This window comes from Mesorhizobium sp. M0663 (assembly GCF_040320585.1).
GTDB lineage: Bacteria > Pseudomonadota > Alphaproteobacteria > Rhizobiales > Rhizobiaceae > Mesorhizobium.
On the sequence record NZ_JAMYPX010000056.1, the window covers coordinates 1 to 21,837 of the forward strand.

At 60.4% G+C, this 21,837-nt stretch carries 23 protein-coding genes; 11 read left to right on the forward strand and 12 right to left on the reverse strand.

Annotated elements, in window-relative coordinates; all coding sequences use genetic code 11:
* Positions 1–1,228, reverse strand: a 1,228-nt coding sequence (locus NKI54_RS34735; protein WP_352694331.1) for an aminotransferase class V-fold PLP-dependent enzyme, incomplete at its 3' end; no start/stop codon positions are given.
* 94 nt (positions 1,229–1,322) lie between these two features.
* Here NKI54_RS34735 and NKI54_RS34740 point away from each other — a divergent pair.
* Positions 1,323–1,805: an Lrp/AsnC family transcriptional regulator gene (locus NKI54_RS34740; protein WP_023721564.1), complete on the forward strand. Its 483-nt coding sequence runs from the start codon at positions 1,323–1,325 to the stop codon at positions 1,803–1,805.
* Positions 1,806–1,990: 185 nt separating this feature from the next.
* Here the strand turns inward: NKI54_RS34740 and NKI54_RS34745 are convergent, their stop codons facing one another.
* From NKI54_RS34745 to NKI54_RS34780, 8 genes are read right to left on the reverse strand one after another with little or no spacing between them, the layout of a single operon-like run.
* Entirely contained in the window at positions 1,991–2,683 is a 693-nt protein-coding gene (locus NKI54_RS34745; protein ID WP_352694333.1) for an amino acid ABC transporter permease, read from the reverse strand.
* An 18-nt stretch (positions 2,684–2,701) separates the two neighbouring features.
* Complete coding sequence (locus NKI54_RS34750) at positions 2,702–3,418, reverse strand: amino acid ABC transporter permease (protein ID WP_031194726.1); 717 nt, start codon at positions 3,416–3,418, stop codon at positions 2,702–2,704.
* Between the two features lie 59 nt (positions 3,419–3,477).
* Positions 3,478–4,305 (reverse strand): transporter substrate-binding domain-containing protein, encoded by an 828-nt coding sequence (locus tag NKI54_RS34755; RefSeq protein WP_352577913.1) that lies wholly within the window; start codon positions 4,303–4,305, stop codon positions 3,478–3,480.
* A gap of 24 nt (positions 4,306–4,329) precedes the next feature.
* A complete protein-coding gene (locus NKI54_RS34760) occupies positions 4,330–5,070 on the reverse strand; it encodes an amino acid ABC transporter ATP-binding protein (protein WP_352694335.1) in 741 nt (246 codons plus the stop codon).
* 56 nt (positions 5,071–5,126) lie between these two features.
* On the reverse strand, positions 5,127–5,690 hold the full coding sequence (locus tag NKI54_RS34765) for a peroxidase-related enzyme (RefSeq protein ID WP_352577915.1): 564 nt from the start codon (positions 5,688–5,690) through the stop codon (positions 5,127–5,129).
* Positions 5,687–6,172, reverse strand: a complete 486-nt coding sequence (locus tag NKI54_RS34770) for a CMD domain-containing protein (protein ID WP_352694337.1) — start codon at positions 6,170–6,172, stop codon at positions 5,687–5,689. The genes NKI54_RS34765 and NKI54_RS34770 overlap by 4 nt, the downstream gene beginning before the upstream one ends.
* The gene (locus tag NKI54_RS34775) at positions 6,166–7,635 is read right to left on the reverse strand and encodes an NAD(P)-binding domain-containing protein (protein ID WP_352694339.1); all 1,470 of its coding nucleotides are present in this window, start codon (positions 7,633–7,635) and stop codon (positions 6,166–6,168) included. The genes NKI54_RS34770 and NKI54_RS34775 overlap by 7 nt, the downstream gene beginning before the upstream one ends.
* Positions 7,632–8,603 carry a LysR family transcriptional regulator gene (locus NKI54_RS34780; RefSeq protein ID WP_352694341.1) on the reverse strand — a complete coding sequence of 324 codons (972 nt, stop codon included), beginning with the start codon at positions 8,601–8,603 and terminating at the stop codon, positions 7,632–7,634. Before NKI54_RS34780 ends, NKI54_RS34775 begins: the two co-directional genes overlap by 4 nt.
* A 213-nt stretch (positions 8,604–8,816) precedes the next feature.
* Between NKI54_RS34780 and NKI54_RS34785 the strand changes: the two genes are divergently transcribed.
* Positions 8,817–9,887 carry an NAD/NADP octopine/nopaline dehydrogenase family protein gene (locus NKI54_RS34785; protein ID WP_352508384.1) on the forward strand — a complete coding sequence of 357 codons (1,071 nt, stop codon included), beginning with the start codon at positions 8,817–8,819 and terminating at the stop codon, positions 9,885–9,887.
* A 359-nt stretch (positions 9,888–10,246) separates the two neighbouring features.
* Entirely contained in the window at positions 10,247–10,789 is a 543-nt protein-coding gene (locus NKI54_RS34790; protein ID WP_352694343.1) for a hypothetical protein, read from the forward strand.
* On the opposite strand, the gene NKI54_RS34795 is transcribed toward NKI54_RS34790, so the two are convergent.
* The 3 genes from NKI54_RS34795 to NKI54_RS34805 form a co-directional block, all read right to left on the reverse strand.
* Complete coding sequence (locus tag NKI54_RS34795) at positions 10,736–12,016, reverse strand: MFS transporter (RefSeq protein ID WP_352694358.1); 1,281 nt, start codon at positions 12,014–12,016, stop codon at positions 10,736–10,738. The two genes, NKI54_RS34790 and NKI54_RS34795, sit on opposite strands and share 54 nt — an antisense overlap.
* Before the next feature lie 102 nt (positions 12,017–12,118).
* A complete protein-coding gene (gene chrA, locus NKI54_RS34800; RefSeq protein WP_352694345.1) occupies positions 12,119–13,528 on the reverse strand; it encodes a chromate efflux transporter in 1,410 nt (469 codons plus the stop codon).
* 9 nt (positions 13,529–13,537) lie between these two features.
* Positions 13,538–14,518 (reverse strand): chromate resistance protein ChrB domain-containing protein, encoded by a 981-nt coding sequence (locus NKI54_RS34805; protein ID WP_352694347.1) that lies wholly within the window; start codon positions 14,516–14,518, stop codon positions 13,538–13,540.
* Positions 14,519–14,957: 439 nt separating this feature from the next.
* Between NKI54_RS34805 and NKI54_RS34810 the strand changes: the two genes are divergently transcribed.
* From NKI54_RS34810 to NKI54_RS34845, 8 genes are all read left to right on the forward strand, one after another.
* Positions 14,958–15,776, forward strand: a complete 819-nt coding sequence (locus tag NKI54_RS34810; RefSeq protein WP_352577921.1) for a DUF1259 domain-containing protein — start codon at positions 14,958–14,960, stop codon at positions 15,774–15,776.
* Between the two features lie 593 nt (positions 15,777–16,369).
* On the forward strand, positions 16,370–16,843 hold the full coding sequence (locus NKI54_RS34815) for a chromate resistance protein ChrB domain-containing protein (protein ID WP_352517436.1): 474 nt from the start codon (positions 16,370–16,372) through the stop codon (positions 16,841–16,843).
* 57 nt (positions 16,844–16,900) lie between these two features.
* Positions 16,901–17,254 (forward strand): hypothetical protein, encoded by a 354-nt coding sequence (locus NKI54_RS34820; RefSeq protein ID WP_023802351.1) that lies wholly within the window; start codon positions 16,901–16,903, stop codon positions 17,252–17,254.
* A gap of 54 nt (positions 17,255–17,308) precedes the next feature.
* The gene (locus tag NKI54_RS34825; RefSeq protein ID WP_352694350.1) at positions 17,309–18,202 is read left to right on the forward strand and encodes a DUF1259 domain-containing protein; all 894 of its coding nucleotides are present in this window, start codon (positions 17,309–17,311) and stop codon (positions 18,200–18,202) included.
* A gap of 45 nt (positions 18,203–18,247) precedes the next feature.
* Positions 18,248–19,042 (forward strand): ABC transporter ATP-binding protein, encoded by a 795-nt coding sequence (locus NKI54_RS34830; protein WP_352517438.1) that lies wholly within the window; start codon positions 18,248–18,250, stop codon positions 19,040–19,042.
* Positions 19,029–20,426, forward strand: a complete 1,398-nt coding sequence (locus tag NKI54_RS34835) for an ABC transporter permease subunit (RefSeq protein ID WP_352694352.1) — start codon at positions 19,029–19,031, stop codon at positions 20,424–20,426. Before NKI54_RS34830 ends, NKI54_RS34835 begins: the two co-directional genes overlap by 14 nt.
* Before the next feature lie 34 nt (positions 20,427–20,460).
* Positions 20,461–21,135: a LamG domain-containing protein gene (locus NKI54_RS34840; protein WP_352694354.1), complete on the forward strand. Its 675-nt coding sequence runs from the start codon at positions 20,461–20,463 to the stop codon at positions 21,133–21,135.
* Positions 21,136–21,272: 137 nt separating this feature from the next.
* On the forward strand, positions 21,273–21,837 hold a 565-nt coding region (locus tag NKI54_RS34845), incomplete at its 3' end, for a TSUP family transporter (protein ID WP_352694356.1).

Consider the following 21,837-nt stretch of genomic DNA (forward strand, 5'->3'; position numbering starts at 1 on the left):
CGCAGGCGCAGCCACCGCGCGCCTGGATCCCGAACCGGTCGCTTAGCATGCGCGTGATCAGCTGCTGGTGGACGTAGCCGTCCTTTCCGTTTTTGACCCGGAAAGAAAAGATCGGAAGCCGCTCAGGATCGGATAGACCGAGGAGCTCCAGCCGCGGCAGGGCTTTCCATGCGCGAAAGGCACGACGCGCCAGCTCGCGATTGCGCGCTGTCATCGCGTCGAGTCCGATCGCATCTTTGACGATGAAGGCCAGCGCGGCTCGTATGTCGCCGATCACGTTCGGCGTGCCGGCTTCCTCGCGGGATTCCAGGCTGTCGCTGTAATCGTGTGTCTTCGGGGAGACAAACTTCACCGTCCCGCCACCTGGCCACGACGGCGTTTTCGTCGAAGGTCCGTCGCGTCGAACGATCAAAATGCCGGAGGCGCCGGGACCCCCGAGGAACTTGTGAGGCGAAACAACTATCGCGTCGATCTGGGCATCAGGGGCGGGCGACATGGAAATCGGCAGGTAAGGACCTGCGCCCGCATAGTCCCAGATCATCTTTGCGCCGGCGGCCTTCACGATCACGGTGATGGCCGCGACATCGCTGGTGATGCCCGTGACGTTCGAGGCCGCGGACATCGAGCATATCGTCAGATCTGACGCCCCCCCGCCAACCGCGTCCTTGAGCTGAGACAGGTCCGGCCCGCCAGACGGATGCTCAGCGATTTCCACGATTTCTGCCCCGCTCTCGCGCCAGGGCAGAATGTTGGAGTGATGCTCATAGGGACCGATAATGATCCGAGCGCGCTTGCCCGCTGCCACGGCTTCAGCGACGCCGAATAGCTTGACGAGGCGGTTGATCCCCGACGTAGCGCCGGAGCCGGTGAAGATCACAGCATGCCGTTCGGTGGCCCCGCAGAATTGACCGATCAGGGCGCGCGCTTCCCGACGCATGCGGGTCATGAAGCCTCCGCAATACGAGGCTTCCGTGTGGCTGTTGGCATAGTACGGCAGGACCTCCTCAAGCACAAAGCGCTCGATCTGACGGAGTGCGCGGCCTGACGCGACATAGTCGGCGTACACCAAGTCCTTTTGCCCGTAGGGACCCACGATTTTCGCCGTCGATCCCACAAGCCCATCCCGGAGGTCGGCGGTCACGTCAGCCTTTTTCTTCAGCGCCTGGCGGAACTTTGACAGAGGGGTCTCGGTCTGCCTCGTCGTTGGGCGAGCTGCTTGCACGGTCATTCTCCCCGGCTCGGATATTGACTCCGATTGTAGCCTGCTCCACGGTCGAAAAAATTCCCCTATTTTCTGCAATTTCTTGCAAAGAGCGTGTCAGATGATCGAAGATCGGGCGAAAATCGATGCATTTGATATGAAGATTTTGACGGCCATGCAGATCGATGCAAGCCTTTCGCAGCGAGATTTGGCGGAGAGGGTCGGCCTGTCTCAGAACGCGTGCTGGCGGCGGATCCAGCGCCTGCAGTCGCTAGGTCTTATCCGGGGGTCGCACAGCAATATCGATCTGCGAGCGCTGGGACTCGACCTGACGGTTTTCGTAATGGTCCGCACTCGCCACCATTCCAAGGAGTGGAGTGAGGCGTTCCGTGCCCATGTCGAACGGTTGCCGGAGGTGATCGATTTCTATCGGATCGGAGGGGACTGGGACTATCTGATCAAGGTTGTGACACAAGGCATGTCCGGCTACGATGCGTTCTACCAGAAACTGATCACGAACTTCGACCTGGCTACGGTGACAGGCTTCTTCTCCATGGAAGCGATCATCAACAATCGTCCAGTGGATCTGACCAATCTGCGATAATCCGGCGCGCAATTGGACGCGCCGCTGGCCGTCGAGCAAGCCTTCGGCCGCAGGCCCCGCCAAGGTGTCTATTACAAGCCCACAGATCTGGCTGCGAGCTGGCCCCGCACGTCGGCTGTTTGCAGGCTCTCCAACAGAGCCTTGAGTTCCTCCGCCTTGATGCGCGGGTTCCGACGACGCTTCGCTCAGGTCCGTACCCTAAGGGCTTGCTCCAGCCTGTCGGCAATCTGGGTGACGATATAGGCAATCACCATGTAGATCACGACGGCAATCACGAAGGCTTCGAGGTAGTAGTAGTTCAGCGCGGCGGTCAGCTGGGACTGGGCGAAGATATCGACAACCTCGATGGCGAATCCGAGAGAAAGCGCCTTCATGATGACCATCATCGAGGTTGTCAGGTCGGGAATTGCCGTGAGAACCACCTGGGGAAACAGAATCCGTCGGAACAATTGGCCGTTCGTATAGCCAAGCGAATGGGCGGCGTCTGACTGACCGGTGTCGAAGGCGTTCAAGGCTCCCTTGATAATCTCGGATTGGAACGCAGCGATACAGCCTGTCACCGCAATAATAAGGATAACCGAGTTGGGTGTTTCGTGGCCGTTAAAGTTGATCCCGAGCAACGAGAGCAGGAACTGGAATGCCGGGGGCAGACCGAAATAGGCGAGGAAAATCACGATGACCATCGGAACGCCCTTGAAGACGATCTTGTAAGCCATGATGAGCTCTCGCAGCACCGGGACTCGTCTATATTCGACGAGTGCAAAAATGCTGCCGACGATCGTCGACAGGACGAAAATCGTGAACGCCATGGCAAGCGTTACGGGTACGGCGCCCAGAATTTCCTGGGTGTCCTGGAGCAAAATTTCGGTATCGAACATGGTTTAATACCCTTTAGGTCAGACGCTGGCGATGGCCGCGTTCTTGATCTGAGCTGTTGTCGTGGCCTCAGGCGCCTGCATCGGCGAGCGAAGCTCGAACAAGTGCACGATGAACCAGGCAATCAGGCACATCAGCGCATAGATGACGGCCAGGACGAGGTATGTTTCGAACTGGTACTGGTTATAGTCGCGCTCCATGATCAAATGCGCGGTCGCCATCACGTCGGCCGCCCCAATGTACATGACCAGCGCAACGTTATGGATCAGGTAGATGATGGAATTTCCATAGCCGGGCAATGCGAAGTGCACCGCTTGCGGGCCCACGATGCGGGTGATCTTCTGGCGAAAGGTATATCCGAGACTGTCGGCTGCATCATGCTGGCCGCGATCGACGGCCAGGTATGCGGGCCGCAGGACTTCCGACAGATAGCCGCCATGGTAAAAGCTCAGTCCGACCATCGCAGCGATCGTCGGCGAGAAGAAATCTGCGGAGCCGAACAGCGCCACCAATAGGGGGAGCCCGTAGAACGCGACGAACAACTGGAGGACGACGGGAACGCTGCGGGCATAGGACACGTAGAGGTCGGTGAGGTGGCTGACCACTGGTATCCTGCGAATCCGCAATGTTGTCGCAACGAGCGCCAAGCAAAAGCCGACCAACATGGCGGTAAACGTGATAGCGAGCGTCAGCGGCAATGCCGAGAGCAACTCGGGAATCATAGCAGAAACATCCACTTTGAAACGCTCCTTCTTGCAATTCAGCCTTGCCGCTGACGATATCTACTCAGATCAAATCATTTCATATACTTGACGATGCCTTCGCCAAACCACTTCTGCGATAGCTTTTCGATCGTGCCGTCGTCTTTTAACTCCTTGAGAACTTTGTTCACGTCATCGACCAGAACCTTGTTTTCATCTGACCTGTGAATAAGCATATAGGTGTTGTTGCTGAAGACCGGTTCGGACGCCACGATGTCGAGCTTCTTTTCATCGATGACGGTCTGCTCACCAAGATTTGAAGGCAGGACCAGCGCGTCGAACTTGCCGTTCTGAACCTCATCCAAACGGTTTGGATACGGGATTCCGGCGCTCGACGCCGTCACGTCAAGCTTGTATTGCGGATTTTCTTTTTGCCAGTTCATGATGAACTTATAGGTTCCGCCGCCAGCCGTGGTCGGAACGATCCTCTTGCCGACCAGATCTTTCATTTCCTTGATGCCGCTGCCCTTTTTGCTGTAGATCTTCATCAGGCTGGCGCCCATGGGGTTTTCCGGAATGAAGAACTGCTTGGCGCGCTCGGGTGACTTGTAGTAACCACCGACCGCGATGTCGTATTTGCCTGTGGCCAGGCCGGTTTCCTGCGCGATGTCGGAGACACCTTCCATTTCGAACTTGTATTGCGGCAGCTTTGCGTTGATCGCCCTCAGTAGATCGGGTTCATAGCCTTGCGGCTCGACGCCGAGCGCGCCCCAAGCCAATGGCTTGGATTCGGCAGAGGTCGCAATTTTGATTGTCCGAACGGTCTGACCATAACTGATCCCTGCTGTCGCAAGGGCAATTGCGATGCCGCCGGCGACGGCCAGGGCATAACGACGCGAAAAACTGGATTTGATTGCAGACATTTCTTGGGTTCCCTTCTTGTTGGATTATTGAAAAGCGAGTTCAGACTGCAGGAATTGAGCAAGTCGTGGGCTGGAAGGCGCATCGAAGATCTCAGCCGGACTGCCATCGGCGGCAACTACGCCACGATCCATGAAGACGATCCGGTTTGAGATGTTCCTTGCGAATTGCATCTCGTGGGTCACAAGCAGCGAAGTAATCCCGGACGACGTGACGTCTTTGATCACTTTAAGAACCTCACCGACCAGTTCTGGATCAAGCGATGATGTCGGTTCGTCGAAGAGCATCACATCCGGCCGAACCGCCAGCGCACGTGCGATGCCTGTACGCTGGAGTTGGCCACCTGAGAGCTGGGACGGATAGCTGTCCCGCTTCGCTGAGAGGCCGACCCTTTCGAGCTCTCGCAGCGCGATTTCACGCGCCTCGTCCGTGGACTTGCGCTGCACGACGACCAGCGGATCCATGACGTTCTGGAGGACGGTCATGTTCTTGAAGACGTTGAATTGCTGAAAGACCATCGCTGTCCGGAGCCGGATCGCCTGGATGGCTGCCTTGTCGGCGCGCTGGTAATCCATCCGAATCTGATCGAATGCGATGGTTCCAGATGCCGGCTTAACCAGGTAGTTGATGCACTTCAGCAGGGTGGTCTTGCCGGTGCCGCTTGGGCCGATGATTGACACGACGTCACCTCGCTTTACCGAGAGATTGACGCCGTTCAGGACCTGCGTGCTTCCGTAGGACAGCTTTATATCTTTGAGTTCAAGCATTCTGGTTGGTGCCCTTCACAGTGTGGGACGGAGTGCCTTGACCGCATGCGACATCATCACCCGCTCTCCGCATGGCCGAGAACGTGCATCAGCCGGTTCGCCCAGCCGAAGATCGATATGGCGTGGATCAAGTCGATGATCTCGCGGTCATCCATGCCAACTGATCGCAGCGCGGCGATATCGTCTGCCGTCGCTTCCGACGGCGCCGCCGACAGGCGGCGGGCAAAGCTGTAGATTGCCGCATCGCGGGGCCCGAGCGCTTCAGGTTTGTCGACATAAAGTGCGGTGACCACTTGGTCGCTCTTGGTCAGCTCTGCATGCCTGCGGGCGTGGACAACGGCACAGAATTTGCAGCCATTGACGATCGAGGCGCCCAAGGCGCCAAGCTCGCGATCGGGACGGGCGAGCCCCCCTTCGACATACATGATCGCGTTGAACAGGACGGTGCGGGCAAGATAGCTCTCTGGGTCGTGGGCAAGGGTGCGCACATATTCCGAAACCTTCTTGGCCGATGGCGTGACCTTCATCGCTTCAAGCTGTTCCGGCGTGGCCTCGGACAGCTCGACCGGCGCGATGTACGGACGCCAATTCAATGGCTTCAGACGAACCGACGAAATCATGACGACCTCATCAATCGCAAGCCGGTCGCTACCCGCGTCTGGAAGTTGACGAAGGCAATCAGTTCGGAGAGCGCGACGATCTGAGGATTGTTCAATCCAGCCTTCTCCAGGAGAGCGATATGGCTCGCTTCCGCCTTTTTCGGCGTCAGGGTGATCAGGTCAACATGACGGACGATGGTCGCCAGGGGTTCAATCAAATCCGTTTCGCCCTGGGCCAAAGCCAGAAGCTGCTCGGTCGGACCTAGCTGAGCCAGCTGCACATCATATTCGGCCACCAGGACCGGATCGGCGTTCAGGGCGGCCATTCGACGGGCAAGAGCAACACGCAAATTCGGCGCCAGCCCCTGATCGGTTGCCGGCTGCAGCACCGAGAGGCGACATTCTTCTGCCCCTCGCACGAATTCGGGCCGAAACCGCCTTGCGGCGAAAAGGGTATCATCCGGTGAAAGGCCGGCAGCCTTGTCCATCGCGTCGATCACCACGCGGCCTCCTTCTGCAGCAAGGGAGTTGAATCGACCCATTCGTCGCCCAGAAGTTCGGGCGTGTCGTAAGCGATCAGATTGGCGAAGTGGGTTTCGACATCCTCGGCAAACAGCGATGCGGCAATGCCGCGGACGAGACGGTCGGCCCCGGCGCTGACGGCCGGGATGTCGCCGGAGACCTTGCCATGGGTCAGCATCGCGGCGTCGTTGAAGCAGTGGATATGCGCCAGCATCGGGCAGGAGCCGGAGACGCGTTCGCGAAACTCGAAGGCCGGACCAAGATCCGGCGCGTCCGACATGCCTGCACGAGCCGGCCCCATATCCGGCCTATATCGGCCATCCGACCAGGTGCGGATATGTGGGGCGATCGCCGCAAATTCCGGGCGGCCGCTGAAGTCATTTGAAAAGCCGGTTGCCGCGATCAGGAAGTCGTAGCGCATTGGCCCCTGCGTGGTTTCCACCAGCAGGGTCCCTGCCTCCTCCTTCACCGCAACTATGCCGCAGTCGAGAAGGAACCGAGCATTGGGGTGGCGAGACACGCGGAGTGTCGATGAACGCGGCGGCGGTGTCTGGGTCGAGGCCGTATAATCGAAGAATTTCCATTTCCAGGCGTCGGGCAATTGATGCATGCCGAGTACAACACCCGGACTGCCAATGCCGGTCAGCTTGTTGATGCGCGGCATTTCCTTGCGCCGGATCAACATGTCAACAGAGCCGGCTCCCGCCTCGAGTGCCGTTGCGGCATTGTCCATGGACGAGGCACCAGCGCCGATCACCGCCACACGCTTGCCTTTCAGCGCGTCGAAATCGATGTCGTCGGCAGAATGGGCCCAATAGGCGCGATCGATGCCGCTGAGGAAATCGGGCACGGCAAAACCGCCCAACCCGGACCGACCAGTGGCCAGAACGAGACGACGGGTGAGAACCCGGCCGGTTTCCGCGCCTTCGATATCGATCGCAATCAGATCTCCAACGGCTGCCAGTCCGGTCATGCGCACGCTGTTGCGCACCGGCAGGCCAAGAACCTTGCGGTACCAGACCAGGTAGTCCATCCACTGGCCCTTGGGGATTTTGTCCAGCGACCGCCAGGCCTCAACGCCCCATTGCGCCGTGAACCAGGCGCGGAACGTCAATTGCGGCAGGCCAAGCGATGGACCGTGCAGGGTTTTCGGCGACCGGAGCGTTTGCATGCGGGCAAACGTTACCCATGGTCCTTCGAGCCCGGCCGGAGCCGCATCATAGGCCACGACATTGGTTATCCCGGTCAGCACCAGCTTTGCCGTGGCAGCAAGTCCGCACATGCCGGCGCCGATCACCACGACATCACGGACCGGCACGCCATCGTGCGAACGCGCGGGAACCCATGGCTTGGCGGGCAGTTCGAGAAAGTCGAGATCTTGCGCGAGCTGCGCTTCGAGCGCAGCAAGACCTGTCGGCGTTGGCGCGGCGGGGGTATGCTTCATATTCCTGTTCCGTGATTTGTGCCGGATGCAGGATCGCTCACCAATTGGCCAGCGAGGGTCGGATCTAGTTTCTTGAAGCCGACGATCGACCGTTCAGCCACCGCCTCGACCGCATCCATCAACGCCTGCGCGACTGGACGAAGGGGGCGTTTCTCGGCAGCCACAACGCCCCAATAGAAAAGAACGGTCACGTCGATCGGGCGAATGACGACCCCAGGCAGGGCCACGCCATAGGCGGTGAGGGGATCGATGACTGCCGCAGCGCCAGTCTGGCGCACGATCTGCAACGCGCCGTACGCGGTATTGGTCCGGATCACTGGCCCGGTATCGATGCCCCTGGCCGCCAATGCCTTGGAGACATGCAACTGGAAACGTAGGGGGTTGAGCAGTGTGGCGACGCGGCGACCGGCAAAGGCGGAAAGCGGTATCACGTCAAGTTCAGCCAGCGGATCGTCCTCCCGCACGGCCGCAACATCAGGCGCCGAATAGAGCCGCAGGACATCCAGACCGGGCGTATCGAGCGGCAGGCTCGAAAACCCGATCTCGGCACGTCCGCTGCGCACCTCCTGGGCGACGATCGAGGGGAGAAACTGCCCCAGATGCGTCTCGTCTGGAAGCTCGACACCTTTGAGTTCGGCCATGGCCGTCGGGATCAAGCCAGTACCGATCGCGGAGGTGGTAACAATCTGCAGGATTCGCCCTCGGCCGGCGGCAATCATCTTGGCCCGCGCGGCTAGCTCGGTGAAGGACATCAGCAAGCGCCGCGCCTCCTCCTCGAAGGCCACACCCTCCTCGGACAACTGCACCCGCCGACCAAGACGGTGCAGCAATTCGAAGCCGAGCTCTGCCTCGAGATCCTGAATGGTGCGTGTCACTGCAGGTTGGGAACGACCGAGCATGTCAGCCGCCTTGGTAATGCTGCCGCTGGCAGCAACCGCAAGGAAGCTCTGAAGGTCGCGGGTTTCCATGTTCTCTCTACATGCGCAATCCGTATGATTGACATCGTCTCATTCATTTTTGATATATGTCAAGCGGAAACGAATATTCGCTGAGACATGTTGCAATCGCGGGCTCAGGCCGGAATCCCATCGCCAGAAGCCGACGATGGCAGATGCGGCTCCGATTTGTGGAACCTCCTAGTGAGAAATGGAGGCTGCAATGCCCGCAACAGGAGGGAACTTATGCGCGTAAGCATTCTTGGCGCCGGAGCGATTGCTTACGGCCTTGCCGCCTATCTGGCCGAAGCGGGACATGACCCTATGCTTTGGTCGCCTTCCGGAGAACGCACCAAGGCGCTGGCCGCCGGTGGATTGCTGAAGGCTACCGGAGCTATCAAGGCAACGACTAAGGTGCGCATCGCCAAGGATTGCGAAGACGCCATTGCCGATGCCGACGTCGTCATAATCGCGTTGCCGGCTTACGGGCACAAGATGGTGATGGACGCTGCCACTCCTTATCTAAGGGACGGAACGCCGGTTATCATCAGCTCGCACAGTTCCTTTGGGGCACTGTATCTCTCCAAGCGGCTTGCGGACCGGAAGGTTAGCCTGCCGATCGTCGTCTGGGGTACCACGCTCGTGACCGGGCAACAGCGCGGGCCAGCCGAAATCGATGTTGCAACCGTTCGCCAGAAACTGGATGTCGCGACGCTGCCTTTCAGTGCTCAGGACCAAGGGTTCGAGCTTTGCACGAGCTTGTTCGGCGATCGTTTCGTCAAGCGCGACGGCATGCTTGCTATCGCGCTCAGCAACCTCAATCCGCAGAACCATCTCGGGATCGCTCTTCTTAATCTCACACGCATGGAGAAGGGAGAACAGTGGAGCCAGGCCGGAAACGTCACCCCGGCTGTCGGCCGCTTTATCGAGGCTCTGGACGCGGAACGATTGGCGATCGCCGCCCGTTTTGGAATTGCCGTGCGCACAGTTGAAGAGCATTTTTCATTGTCGTTTCACGTCCCCATGGCCACCGTTTCGGAAATGAACCAGGAGATGGATCGCCAAGGCCGCGGCGGCTTCGGCCCGTCAACCATCGAAAGCCGCTATATTCTCGAGGACGTTCCGTTCGGGCTGCTGCCGACCGTTTTGTTGGGGAAGATCAGCGGAAATTCAGCGATTCTCCATGAATCTGGAATTGCCATATTCTCGGCGGCTTACGGTCGCGATCTTAAGGGAGATAATGATATTCTTCCCGCGCTGGGCTTCGAGGGAATGGCAAAAGCGGACCTCGAAAACCTTTGCCGTAAGGGATTTTAACAAGTTTCCACAGTGGACTGGGACATAGGCCAAGTGCCCGAAAAACCACCGGGGCTGGTTGCCGGCGAGCACGACATGCAGGTTCCTCGGCGAGCGCCGGGAGATGTCTCCAGGAACTCAGCACGTGATCAAATGGTCCCGCCCGGCGGTGTGAGTGGGTCTGTAGCAGGGTCCGTCATCGAAACCCAGTGCGGCATGGTTCCATCAGTTGCCAGATGCCTGAACATTGCATCAACTGCGCAGGCGCTTCGCGCCTCCATCAAGATACCGGCCATGCAGGCGCCGACAGTCCGGAACAACGAGTGTCGTAGCCCGTTCAGGATAAGTGGTTCGTCCACAATCAGCTACGCGAGATAGACATGTTCCAATTTCTAACGTTGGCAGGGACCATCTTGGGTCTGACGATGTCGCCGGCGCAGGCCGCCAGTGATGCGGATCAGGCTGTCGAACAATTTCACCGTACCTGTCTGGCCGAGGGTCCCAATTTCGAGCGCATGATAGAGACCGCGCACGAACGCAGGTGGACACTTATTGCCGAAGCAGGCTTCGCCGAACTCGCGCCAATCGCTAATCCAACCTCAGTGGAGGCATGGCTGGTGGCCGAAGCGGAGGAAGGATTGCCAGCAGGAACCATCATCGGCACCACCAAGGCAACGATGAGCGGCAAACCGGTGCAGACGTGTACGCTGGCATTTCCCGATATCGATCAAGAGGCATTTCGGAAGAGTTTCTTCACCCGTACGGATGCCGAGAAGATTGCCGAAGATCGCGATACGGAGGAGTTCTCGCGTCTCTACATCCTCGTTGCCGGCGGACGTAAGCAATTTGTCCGGCTGGTGGTCCTGCCTTCAACGCCACCAGGAAACCCGCGCGTCGTTGCCAGTTCGATCATGGCCGACTGACATGTCATTCCTCCCGCCCCCGTGCTCCTCTGGAGGGCGAACACTGCGAAATGTCGCGAGCAGCAGAAGGTCGTAGATAATTTTCAGCCCACCGGCGATGATCAGGGGCCAGCCGAAGCTGGAGACGGCAAGGAGAGCCCCTGCGAGGACTGGACTGGCGGCCGCCGCGAGGCTGCGGGGGACGGCGGTGATGCTCGCCGCGGCAGCCCGCTCTTCGGGCGTCACCACGGCCATGACGTACGATGTGCGGGTCGGCACGTCCATCTGCGACAGCGCGCTTCTAATCAGCAGAAGAGCGATAGCCGGAGCGACGCTCGGCATGAACGGGATGAGCACCAGACAGAGGCTCGACGGAAGGTGCGTAAACACCATCGTGTTTATGAGTCCGATCTGCTGGGAAATTCGCACAGCGACCAAATAGGACGCAGCCGAAAGGACACCCGTCCAGAAGAAGATTGCGCCGGTCGCGGCGAGCGACAGGCCGAACCGTTGAAAGAGCCAGAGGGCCAACAACGATTGGACGACGAAGCCGCCTGCGAAAGCGTCGAGGCTGAAGAGCGCTGCGAGTGACAGAACGATGGAGCGAGACCTGCGCAATGGCTGTGCCGACACTTTGCCTGCATCAGGCGCGTCACTCGGCAGCCGCCGATAGAGGAGCACCGCCGCCAACCCAAGTGAGGCATAAAATAGAAAAGCTGCCTGGAGGGCCTGCTTCATTTCCAGGCCGATGGCGTCGCGGAGAAAGTCGGGCGCTCCTGCGGCCAGCGCTCCGACGGCGCCGGCGAGAGAGCCGATGAGGCTGTAGCGCGCAAAGAGCGCCGTGCGGTCGCGGTCGGTGACGCTCTGCGCAAGCTGCGCATGTTCGAGCGGTAGAAACACGCTGACGTCCCCTGAAGATGGGTTCAGCGTGCCGACGAACGCGATGAGAAGCAGCGGCCAGAAGTCGTGAACGACAGCGAAGACGACCCCCGTTGCTATCATCAGGACAGCCGCTGCGGTCAGCAGCGCTCGACGGGAGAAGCGATGCGCGACGATCCCAACAGCCAGGGTGAGGACGGCTGAGCCCGCGAGCGTCGCCGTCGACAGGGTTCCGATCTCGAAGGCGTCGAAGCCGAGCGTGGCCAGATAGGCGGGAAGCAGGATGCTGACCAGACCGTCACCGAACGCCCGCAGTCCCCTTGATATCAGCAGGTTCGCAGCAGTCGGCTCAGCACCGGCAGGAAGCAGCCTGAAGCGCCGCTTCGAAATAGCTTTGCGCAAACCGTGCGCGAGCCACTGTAACGTCAACGATGCCTCCTCACCACTGGTAAGCGGCGCTGGCTGCACGGGTTAGATCGCTCCCGTTGCCATCCCGTAGAGCAGCCCGAGGATCGAACAGCCGGCGAGCACCGGGAGCATACCGATCTTGAAACGGAACACCGCCAGCAGCGCACTCAATGTCAGGACGAGCGACGCGATGTTGACGGAGCTGGGCACGGGCACATCGACCGTCATGCCGAACCCTTTGACCTCGCCCAGTGCTCCAAACAGAACGTGAAGCGCGAACCACACCGCCAGGTTCAGGATCACGCCCACCACGGCTGCCGTTATGGTCGCCAGCGCGGCGGACAAGGCCTTGTTGCTGCGCAACGTTTCCACGAACGGCGCACCGACAAATATCCAGAGGAAGCAAGGTGTGAAGGTGACCCAGGTGGTGAGCAGGCCGCCCAACGTTCCAGCGAGCAGCGGATTAAGCGATCCCGGCGCTCGATACGCGCCCATGAACCCGACGAACTGGGTCACCATGATCAAGGGGCCAGGCGTCGTCTCCGCCATGCCGAGGCCGTCCAGCATCTCGCCTGGCTTCAGCCAGCCATAGGTATCGACAGCCTGCTGCGCCACGTAAGCGAGGACGGCGTAGGCGCCTCCGAAGGTCACGACCGCCATCTTCGAGAAAAAGACCGCGATATCGGCGAAGACATTGCCGGACCCGAACAGCACGAAAAGGCCGAGGACAGGTGCCAGCCATAGCACCAGAAACACGCCTCCGATCTTCAACGACCAGCTGACCGGCGGGCGAGCATGGGCAGGAATGCCTTCGCCGAGCGCCGATTCCGCGTCGGCGACCTGCTTGCCGCCGACCTTGCCATCGCCGTTGCCCGCCATGAACGCTGCCAGCCCGGCCCGCCCGCCGACGTACCCGATCACTCCGGCCGTCAGGACAATGAGCGGGAATGGGACATGGAACAGGAAGAGCCCGATGAAGGCGGCGGCGGCGAGGCCTATCATGACTTTGTTCTTGAGCGCCCGCTTGCCGACCCGGATAACCGCCTCGAGCACGATGGCGAGGACGGCGGCCTTCAGACCGAAGAAAAGCGCCTGCACCGCGCCGACATTGCCAAAGATTGCATAGATCCAGCTCAGCGCCATGATGGCGATCACGCCCGGCAATACGAACAGCGTGCCGGCCACGAGCCCGCCTCGGGTTTTATGCAGGAGCCACCCGATGTAGACGGCGAGCTGCTGGGCCTCCGGTCCTGGCAACAGCATGCAGTAGTTCAGCGCATGCAGGAACCGCGTCTCGCCGATCCAGCGCTTCTCCTCAACGAGGATGCGATGCATTACCGCGATCTGGCCGGCCGGGCCACCAAAACTCAGCGCCGCCACACGCGCCCAGACCCGCACTGCTTCGCCGAAGGGGATGCCATGCGAAGGGTCATCACCGAGCGCATTCGGATGGACGGCACGAACGCTGGTCATTGGTTCCCCTCACCCGCGCTTCTGGCGGAAATATCGATAGAGGTTGTCGAACACCGAAGCACCCTCGGAGATCCGTTGCTCGTCTTCCGCATTGGCCATGGCGATCCCAGCGATCAGGCTGGCGATGCCGGTGGTTTCCTCGCGACTGAACTTGCCGTCCTTGAGGTCGATGTCGTGAACAATCTCGGCGATGGCCTGCAGCGCCGGGTCGACTATGCCACTACGATTGAGCAGTACCTCGAAGCTGCAGCAGTCCCCTTCATGGGTGATTTCGCCTTCGAACATGTCGAAGCGCAATTCGCCCTCCTTTGGCACGTGTCCCTTGCCCGCCACGAAGCGGATCGTTGCATCGGCATCGATGAAGCGATGGATCAGCCAGCTGCAGGCGTTGCGGTCGACATGCACGTCCCGCCGCGTGACCCAGGTCCGGCCCTTGACCTCACCCAGCTCGGCCGTCTTCTTCGGTTCCTTGGTCATGGCCTTGTCCTCTATAAGCTGAGCCTCGAGCTCGGCGATCAGTCCCTCGGCGGCGAGCCGCCCGCTGGCGCCGAAGAAGTCGATCGCCACGACTTCGGCAAGCCGCTTGCGCATTCGACCGAGTTGCGCGCGGGCATCCGCGCGCCGATCCTCGGTCTTGTCGGAGTCGATAGCCGCCGTTAGATCGCGCGCTGCCTTGGCGATCTCTGCATAGTCGATGTCCCGCGCGGCATCGAACAGCGCCCGAACCTGTGCGTCCGTCAGGCCGTCGATCAGACGCGCCTCACACACCATCGCCTCACCGCCACCGTCGATAATTTCCTTCAGGAGCCATTCGAAATCCTCCTGCGTTTCTGCATCGGCGGGCAGCGCATAGACTGTGCTTTTGACCGCAACTGCGCCGATACCCTGCAGCCGCCGCCAGATCTTTACCCGGAAATAGGCTGGTTTGGTCGGCAGCTGATGGATCAAGAGCAGCCAGCGCTGCTCGGTCCCAAGTTCCCCTTCGCTCATCAGCACACCGTATCACCGAGAAAGGCAAATGCAACACTTGTATCATATTATATTCAGGCGTAGCGTTGACGTCTCGCAGACTGTCTCGCTGATGCCTGACAGGAGGTGCCGAAATGACAGCCTCGGGTGGGGCTAGCCAGTCAGGATCATCCGCGACTCGGGCCGTCGGACGCACCGCAGCTACGCTCATGACTGCCGGCATGATCATCGGAACGGGTATTTTCGGTGCCCTTGGTGCGACCGCCGAGCGGGCCGGTCCCGCCCTTCTGCTGGCAATGATCCCAGGTGGGCTGGCTGCTTCGTACTGCTCTTTTTCATACCACCCCTGCACCTATAATTGGAATGGTGACGCTGGCGTTGGCGTTCGGCACTCGATTCATTGTGTGGCGCCAACGGAAATCGGGTTCGGTTAGTGCTCGATGAAACGAGGAGGTCTAAGATGCTCGATACCCAAGCTATTGAATCCCTTACCGGACTGAAGGGACAGACCACGGGTGACGTGCTCAAGTTATCGGTCCCGCGCAGTGAAGTGAGAATGACCCTGGACGGCTTTGAGATCATTCCGTTTATGGGCCTCACCTCCTGGGTTAGTTTTAAACAGGGGGCGCATCATGCCACGCTGATGGGTGACATCGTCGTGCTCGAAGATGAAATCGAGGACGCGATGGCCGCAGCGATCCAGGCGAACCTTTACGTAACAGCCCTACACAATCATTTCGTCCGCGAGCAGCCGCGCGTGATGTTTATGCATGTCGAGGGTACGGCTGATGAAACTGCGTTGGCGACAGGAGCGCATAGGATTTTTGAAGCGATAAAGATCGTGCGCCAGAAGCATCCTGTCGAACCCGCCATCAAGAAAGTGAATAGTAGCTTGGACGCGCCGCCGCTTGAGGCGATTGTCGAGCACAAGGGCGAGAGCAAGGATGGCGTGCTCAAGTTTGTCCTGGCGCGCCCATCCGTGCCCGTCGTCTGCACACGCTGTGGTGAGCTCAATATTGATGCCGCAATGGGCTACAACACATGGGCAGCCTTTCAGGGCACGGACGAGCGCGCCGCGGTCTGCGGCGACTTTGCGATGCTGGAAAATGAAGTCCGTTCGGTCATCCGTGAACTGCAAGCTGGAGCGATTGGAGTAATGGCGGTGCACAATCACATGTTCTTTGAAGACCCGCGGATCATCTTCTTGCACTACTGGGGCATCGGCAATGCTCAGGCGTTGGCGCAGAGCTTGAGGCGGGCGCTCAACACGCAGCAATAGTCTGTCGCTGTCGCCACAGGAGTCATGCGACCGCCGCGCGCTCGCGATATAATGGCAGCGGAAATGTATCGAAAGCCAAGAACTTCGGCGCAGCGCGCTCGGGTTGGCGGCGCGACGGCGGTGGGAAGGTCGGCCTGGGTGGCGGTTCCGTCGAAGTTGCCATATTCGTCGATGCTGGCAGGGCCGAACGGCACATCTCTTCGGGACAGCCGTTGGCATCGATCCAGGTCGATGTCACGGCGGACCCCAAACATGGATGTGCGGCGGGGTGGGCCAAGATCGAAAACCTATCTCCGGATCAGCGGCCAAACGCCGAGCAGGATAACCGCCAGCGCTGCGCCGATGTCCAGAACGTGTCCCGTCTTGGCCCGCAAGATTTCGGTGCTCGCCATCAGATCTTCACCCGGAGAGGCCGGCTTGCTCGGCAGCTGATGGATAAGGAGCAGCCAGGGCTGTTCCATTCACTCATAAGTGAACCGTATCACGGGTAAGATAAATGTAACACTTGTATCATTCTTTAACCAGGCGTAGCGTTGGCGGTCTCGCAGCAGTAGGCCGCGCTGAGTGGCGCCAACCAAAAGGGAGACAAGGCCATGAAATGGGTTACCCGCGAACGTCCGGTGATCGACCGTATTGCTTGTCCCTGGCTGATCGCCCGCTTCATCGACACGGAGCCAGAATTCCTGTTCGTGCCGCCGGATCGGGTGATCCCAGTTGCCCAGGAGACGGGCGCTACACCCTATGACGTGCCCGGTGTCGAGTTCACGCATGTGGGTGACGGCTGCAGCTTCGATACCTTCGTCTCGAAATACGGCCTCGAGCGCGATCCGGCGATCGTGACGATCGCCTCGATCGTGCGCGGCGCCGACACCGATCGGCACGATCTCATGCCACAGTCGGCGGGACTGCTTGCGATCTCCATGGGGCTCCGGGACGTCACGCCGGACGACCATGAGGTGCTGAGGCACGGCTTCGTCATCTACGATGCCCTTTATGCCTGGGCCTCGCGCCGCAAAGCGGAGACGCACAGCTGGCCGCCGGCCATGAAGCCTACGGCGGCGGCCTGAAAGATGATTACCCTCGAAAGAAACAGCCCGGGAACTGCTACGGTTGGTCGGCGGCTGATGGCCGCCATCGCCTTTGGCTTCAGCCTGATTGCTGTGAATGCCGCGGACGCGGCGGACACGTTCCGGCACCTCAAGGGCAAGGAGATCAAGGCCAAGTTCGCCGGCATGGATTTCACGGACGACGTTCATTGGGCGGATGCGTTCGGCCGCGACGGACGGATCGTGCGCTACGACATGGGCAAGAAGAACGCCGGCAAGTGGCGCGTCGAGAAGGGGCAGCTCTGCATTTCCGTTGAAGGCGAAGAGACCTGCTATCAGGTATGGATCTCAGATACCGCAGTACAGCTTCGTGACCCGGATGGGACGTTCTTCCTGGAGGGCGTGCTGCAGAAGCCCTCTGCACGCGACTAGCGTCTCGGATTGAAAGTCATTGGGCATATTGGGGCAGACCACAAGGAGAAATCCATGCGTGCAAAACTCATCACCGGCGCAATGCTGATAGCGATGTCGGCGCTTCTCCAACCGGCGTCAGCGGCACCCGATTGGCAAACTGTCGCGCAGACACTTGGCAAATCCGGATCGGAAATGCCTGGCGGCGTTTATAGAGTTGGCTTGCCACGAACCGACCTGAAGGTATCGCTCGACGGCATATCCCTGAAGCCAGGCTTTGCGCTCGGAGGCTGGATCGCCTTCGATCCCATGGGAAATCAGGCAATGGTCATGGGCGACATCGTTCTGACGCAGGACGAGGTGAACCCGGTCATGAAGAAGCTTGAAGAAGGCGGCATCGAGATCACCGCGGTGCACAACCACCTGCTGCGCGCGCAGCCGATGACGCTCTACATGCACCTCTTCGGCCAAGGTGATCCGGTAGCACTCGCCACAGCGCTTCATGCCGGCTTGGCTCTGACGAAGACGCCGATGGCTGCATCCGCCGGTTCGCAGGCGGCGGCCGCTTCGAAGATCGAGTTCGACACGGCGGGTGTCGACCAAGCTATTGGCTACAAAGGCAAGGCCAACGGCGCGGTCTACCAGTTCACTATACCGCGCGCAGAACCGGTCGAAGAAAATGGCATGGATGTGCCGGCCGCCCTGGGCTCCGCCATAGCGATCAACTTCCAGTCGACTGGCGGCGGCAAAACGGCGATCACAGGTGACTTTGTGCTGACTGCCAAGGAGGTCAATCCGGTTATCAGGGCGTTGCAAGGCAACGGCATCGAGATCACGGCATTGCATAGCCACATGCTCGATGAGCAGCCGCGGCTCTTCTTCATGCATTTCTGGGCGAACGACGATGTGCAGAAGCTGGCGAAAGGCCTGCGCGCAGCCCTCGACAAGGTCGCCGTCAAAAAGTGCTAGATTGGGCGTCCGCGCGCGCGTCCAACGGCGGAGTTCGGCCGGGCAATGCCCAATCGCACGCCGGGAGGGAATCAGCCGATGTTGATGCGAAGCCGGATGCCTGACAAGGCGCAAATCGCGACACCGCCAGCGAGCGGAGTCGCCCTTCGGGTCGACGCCTTGACAAAGCGCTACGGCCCGCAAACAGCGTTGGCGGACGTTGCCTTCACGGTCGAAGCCGGCGAAGTTCTCGGGCTCATCGGACCGAACGGAGCCGGCAAAACCACGTTGCTCGAAGCAGTTGCCGGCGTTCTTCCCGCCGACTCGGGGACGATTTTCTGGCACGGCGCCCCTCTGCCACCCGCATTGCGCCGGAGATCGATCTTCTACCTCCCCGACGGCCTCCGGCCGTGGCGCGACCAGTATGTCGAACGGGTGCTCGCGTTCTTCGCCGGTGTTTACCGGACATCGGACCTCGACGTCGCGGACACAGTTAGGGCGGTCGGACTTGCACCGGTGCTGAACAAGCGGGTGCTTGCATTGTCCAAAGGGTATGCCCGTCGACTGATGTTGGCGCTTGCCCTGATTACGCCGCATCCACTGCTGCTGATGGACGAGCCCTTCGACGGCTTCGACTTGCGACAGACCCGCGAGATCATGGACGTGCTGCGCAAGGTTGCGGCGCAGGGGCGCAGCCTCGTCCTCGCCATACACCAGCTGCTCGATGCCGACCGCATATGCGACCGTTTCGTCTTGCTCGCAGAAGGCCACGTGCGCGGCGTCGGGACCTTGGGCGACTTGCGGGAGCGTGCGGGGATCCTCTCCGGTGGGTTGGAGGAGGTTTTCCTTGCGCTCACCTGAGGCAGCGGTACCGCTCGACGCTCCCTTCGGCCCCTTGCTGGCCAAGGAGCTGCGGGAAATGGCGAGCGGCCGGCCGCTCTGGACAATGCTGCTGATGCTCTGCCCTCTCGTCGGCTTCAGCTTCTTTCAGGCCGTGTCGCTCTACGGCGAAACGAGCGCTACTGCCCTCACCTCGCCTGGGCTCGCGAGCGCACTATCCCCGCTGGACGGCGTACTGGTTCCGACGTTCGGCGGCTTCTACGTCGCCGTTACGCTGCTGTTTCCCTTTGTTGCCATACGCGTGCTCGGCAACGAAAAGGAGTCCGGCGCCTTGCGGCTCCTGATCCAGCTGCCCTATCGACCGCCGACTTTGATTGGCGCCAAGCTGGTCGCCGTCTTCGCAGCTTGGCTCATTGCCAGTATCCCTGCGCTCTCTGCGCTCGCGATTTGGGAGTTCATGGGCGGACATCTGTTCGTCGCCGAGACCCTGAATCTTGTTCTCGGACATCTCCTCTACGGCCTGTTGGTCGGCGCCATCGCGTTATTCGCAGCTGCGCTTACCGAGAGCGCGGCAACCGCGGCGATTGTCACACTCGGCTTCACACTCGGATCGTGGGTCATCGACTTCGCGGCGGCCAGCCAACCCGACCTCCTTGGCTGGTCGTCGCGGCTGTCGCTCACGCAAACGCTGCACACCTTTGAGCTCGGATTGTTGTCGCTCAGTCTGGTCGTCGGGGTGCTTGCGGCGATTCTTGGATTTGCCGCACTCGCTGCCATCTGGCTCCCCATGGGTGCTACCGTGCGCATCAAGCTTGTCCGTTCGCTCATCTGCCTCGTGGCGACCTGTCTTGTGATGGTCGCGGCTACCCAGATCAGATGGTCGGCCGATGCGACCGAGGACCGACGGAACTCTTTCTCGCTTGCCGACCAACAGGCCCTGGCGCAACTCAGCGATCACTTGACCGTCACCGTTCACCTGGCGCCCGAAGACCCCCGGTACGCCGATTTGCGAACAAACGTCCTATCGAAGCTCGAGCGGGTCATTCCACGGATTGTCATCCGTTTTGCAGGCGACCAGCAGAGTGTTGTCGGCAGCGCAAGCGATGAGTCATATGGCGAAGTCGAGTACAGCTATGGCGGCCGGTCGGCCGTCAGTCGATCTACCGGCACCGAGGAGGTACTGCCGCTCCTTTATGGGCTCGCAAATGTACCCCTGCCCGTGCCGGCGACCGGGGCCGGCGATTATCCCGGCTATCCGCTCGTCGCGGCTCCGTGGATCGCGCTTCCCTGGTTCGTCGGCGGCCTGCCGCTGCTCGTCTGGGTTGCTTGGTGGCGGAGCCGCCGCGCACCGGCCATCAAATACACTTCAAGCCAGAAGGAGATCAGCCGTGAACATCTTACATAGCCTCAAGACAATTGCCGCGGCAGGTGTCGGCTTGATGGCCTTGCTGCTGCCCGCTTCGGCGGGCTCGCCGGACATCGTCAATTTTTCGGACGAGGAAGTTGGCACAGATTCGAAGGCGATGCCCGGCGTGGTAGGCATTTGGCGGATCGAAATGGAAGGCGACAACAAGGTGTTGGCCGTCGACGGGCGCCAATGGAAGGAGGGACAGACTTCCGCTGGTCTCGCAGACAAGGCGCGGGCCCTCTATGGGGAGCGGTACGCCGAGTTCCTCGACCGCGTCCAGGCCTATGCATACTTCCCCTATGCTGTTCTTGAGGGCGTGCCGGATTTCCGCGATGGAGAGATCGCCGTCCGTTTCGAGGGCATCAGCGGCCGCATCGACCAGGGTGCAGGGATATTGTTCAACCTTAAGCCCAATGGCGACTATCTCACGATTCGCGCCAACCCTCTGGAGAACAACCTTGTGTTGTGGAAGTTCGAAAAGGGGAAACGCTCGTCGGTGACCTGGGTCAAGAACACCCCAACCTCAACCCATGAATGGCACGACCTGAAGGTGCGCATCGCCGGCACCAAGGTCGAAGGCTATGTCGACGGCAAGCTCTACCTGCAGGACACGCTGCCTGAGCCGGTGACCGGGCGTGTTGGCTTGTGGTCGAAGGCCGACAGTCACGTGTATTTTGATGACTTCACCGTAACTCCGGCTGGTTAGGCGGTACGCTTTCAACCAGCTTTCAAAGGTATCGGCGGTACGGTGCGCCGGAGTCCGGTCTTCCGGGCGCCCGCGTTTGGCCCGGTAACGGGTGATTATTTCCATTGCACACGAGACTCAAAAGGCGGGCCGGGTTTTTGCGAACCGATGCGTTCGGAACGATCGAAGGCCCGCTTCGTTCTGATCCGATGGACTGGATTAGACTAGGCCTCCTGGCGTTGGCGGGGTTCCTCACCTGGGCGCTGAACACCCTCTCGGCCGGAGGCGGAGGTCTATTGCTGATCCCCGCCGTGACTTTCATCACAGGCAGCGCGGCGGTTGCGCCGGTCATCACCTTGACCGAGCTCATCGGCAATCCCATCCGCGCCCTGGCGTTTCGGCGCAACATCGATTGGAGCCTGGTCCGTTGGTACCTGCCCGGCGCCATCGCCGGCGCCGCGGCGGGCTCCTGGCTCTTCGCCAACAGTCGGGCGGAATGGCTCCAGATACTCATAGGGATCTATCTGATCAGTGCTGTCTGGGAATTTCGCGGCGGCGCGCGCGAGCGGAGCTATCGAGCCCGCCGCTGGTGGTTCCTCCCGGCCGGCCTGATCGTCGCGCTGTTGTCGGCGCTGATGGGCACGGTGGGACCCGTCCTGAATTCGCTCTATCTGAACTACGGTTCGGAGAAGGAGACGTTGGTCGCCACGAAATCCGTGAACT

Excerpts from the sequence above, each read along its gene's own strand:
- NKI54_RS34740 (WP_023721564.1), top strand. The coding sequence starts at position 1,323 with ATGATCGAAGATCGGGCGAAAATCGATGCATTTGATATGAAGATTTTG.
- NKI54_RS34745 (WP_352694333.1), bottom strand. The coding sequence starts at position 2,683 with ATGTTCGATACCGAAATTTTGCTCCAGGACACCCAGGAAATTCTGGGC.
- NKI54_RS34755 (WP_352577913.1), bottom strand. The coding sequence starts at position 4,305 with ATGTCTGCAATCAAATCCAGTTTTTCGCGTCGTTATGCCCTGGCCGTC.
- NKI54_RS34760 (WP_352694335.1), bottom strand. The coding sequence starts at position 5,070 with ATGCTTGAACTCAAAGATATAAAGCTGTCCTACGGAAGCACGCAGGTC.
- NKI54_RS34765 (WP_352577915.1), bottom strand. The coding sequence starts at position 5,690 with ATGATTTCGTCGGTTCGTCTGAAGCCATTGAATTGGCGTCCGTACATC.
- NKI54_RS34775 (WP_352694339.1), bottom strand. The coding sequence starts at position 7,635 with ATGAAGCATACCCCCGCCGCGCCAACGCCGACAGGTCTTGCTGCGCTC.
- NKI54_RS34780 (WP_352694341.1), bottom strand. The coding sequence starts at position 8,603 with ATGGAAACCCGCGACCTTCAGAGCTTCCTTGCGGTTGCTGCCAGCGGC.
- NKI54_RS34785 (WP_352508384.1), top strand. The coding sequence starts at position 8,817 with ATGCGCGTAAGCATTCTTGGCGCCGGAGCGATTGCTTACGGCCTTGCC.
- NKI54_RS34790 (WP_352694343.1), top strand. The coding sequence starts at position 10,247 with ATGTTCCAATTTCTAACGTTGGCAGGGACCATCTTGGGTCTGACGATG.
- chrA (WP_352694345.1), bottom strand. The coding sequence starts at position 13,528 with ATGACCAGCGTTCGTGCCGTCCATCCGAATGCGCTCGGTGATGACCCT.
- NKI54_RS34805 (WP_352694347.1), bottom strand. The coding sequence starts at position 14,518 with ATGAGCGAAGGGGAACTTGGGACCGAGCAGCGCTGGCTGCTCTTGATC.
- NKI54_RS34810 (WP_352577921.1), top strand. The coding sequence starts at position 14,958 with ATGCTCGATACCCAAGCTATTGAATCCCTTACCGGACTGAAGGGACAG.
- NKI54_RS34815 (WP_352517436.1), top strand. The coding sequence starts at position 16,370 with ATGAAATGGGTTACCCGCGAACGTCCGGTGATCGACCGTATTGCTTGT.
- NKI54_RS34820 (WP_023802351.1), top strand. The coding sequence starts at position 16,901 with ATGGCCGCCATCGCCTTTGGCTTCAGCCTGATTGCTGTGAATGCCGCG.
- NKI54_RS34825 (WP_352694350.1), top strand. The coding sequence starts at position 17,309 with ATGCGTGCAAAACTCATCACCGGCGCAATGCTGATAGCGATGTCGGCG.
- NKI54_RS34830 (WP_352517438.1), top strand. The coding sequence starts at position 18,248 with ATGCCCAATCGCACGCCGGGAGGGAATCAGCCGATGTTGATGCGAAGC.
- NKI54_RS34840 (WP_352694354.1), top strand. The coding sequence starts at position 20,461 with ATGGCCTTGCTGCTGCCCGCTTCGGCGGGCTCGCCGGACATCGTCAAT.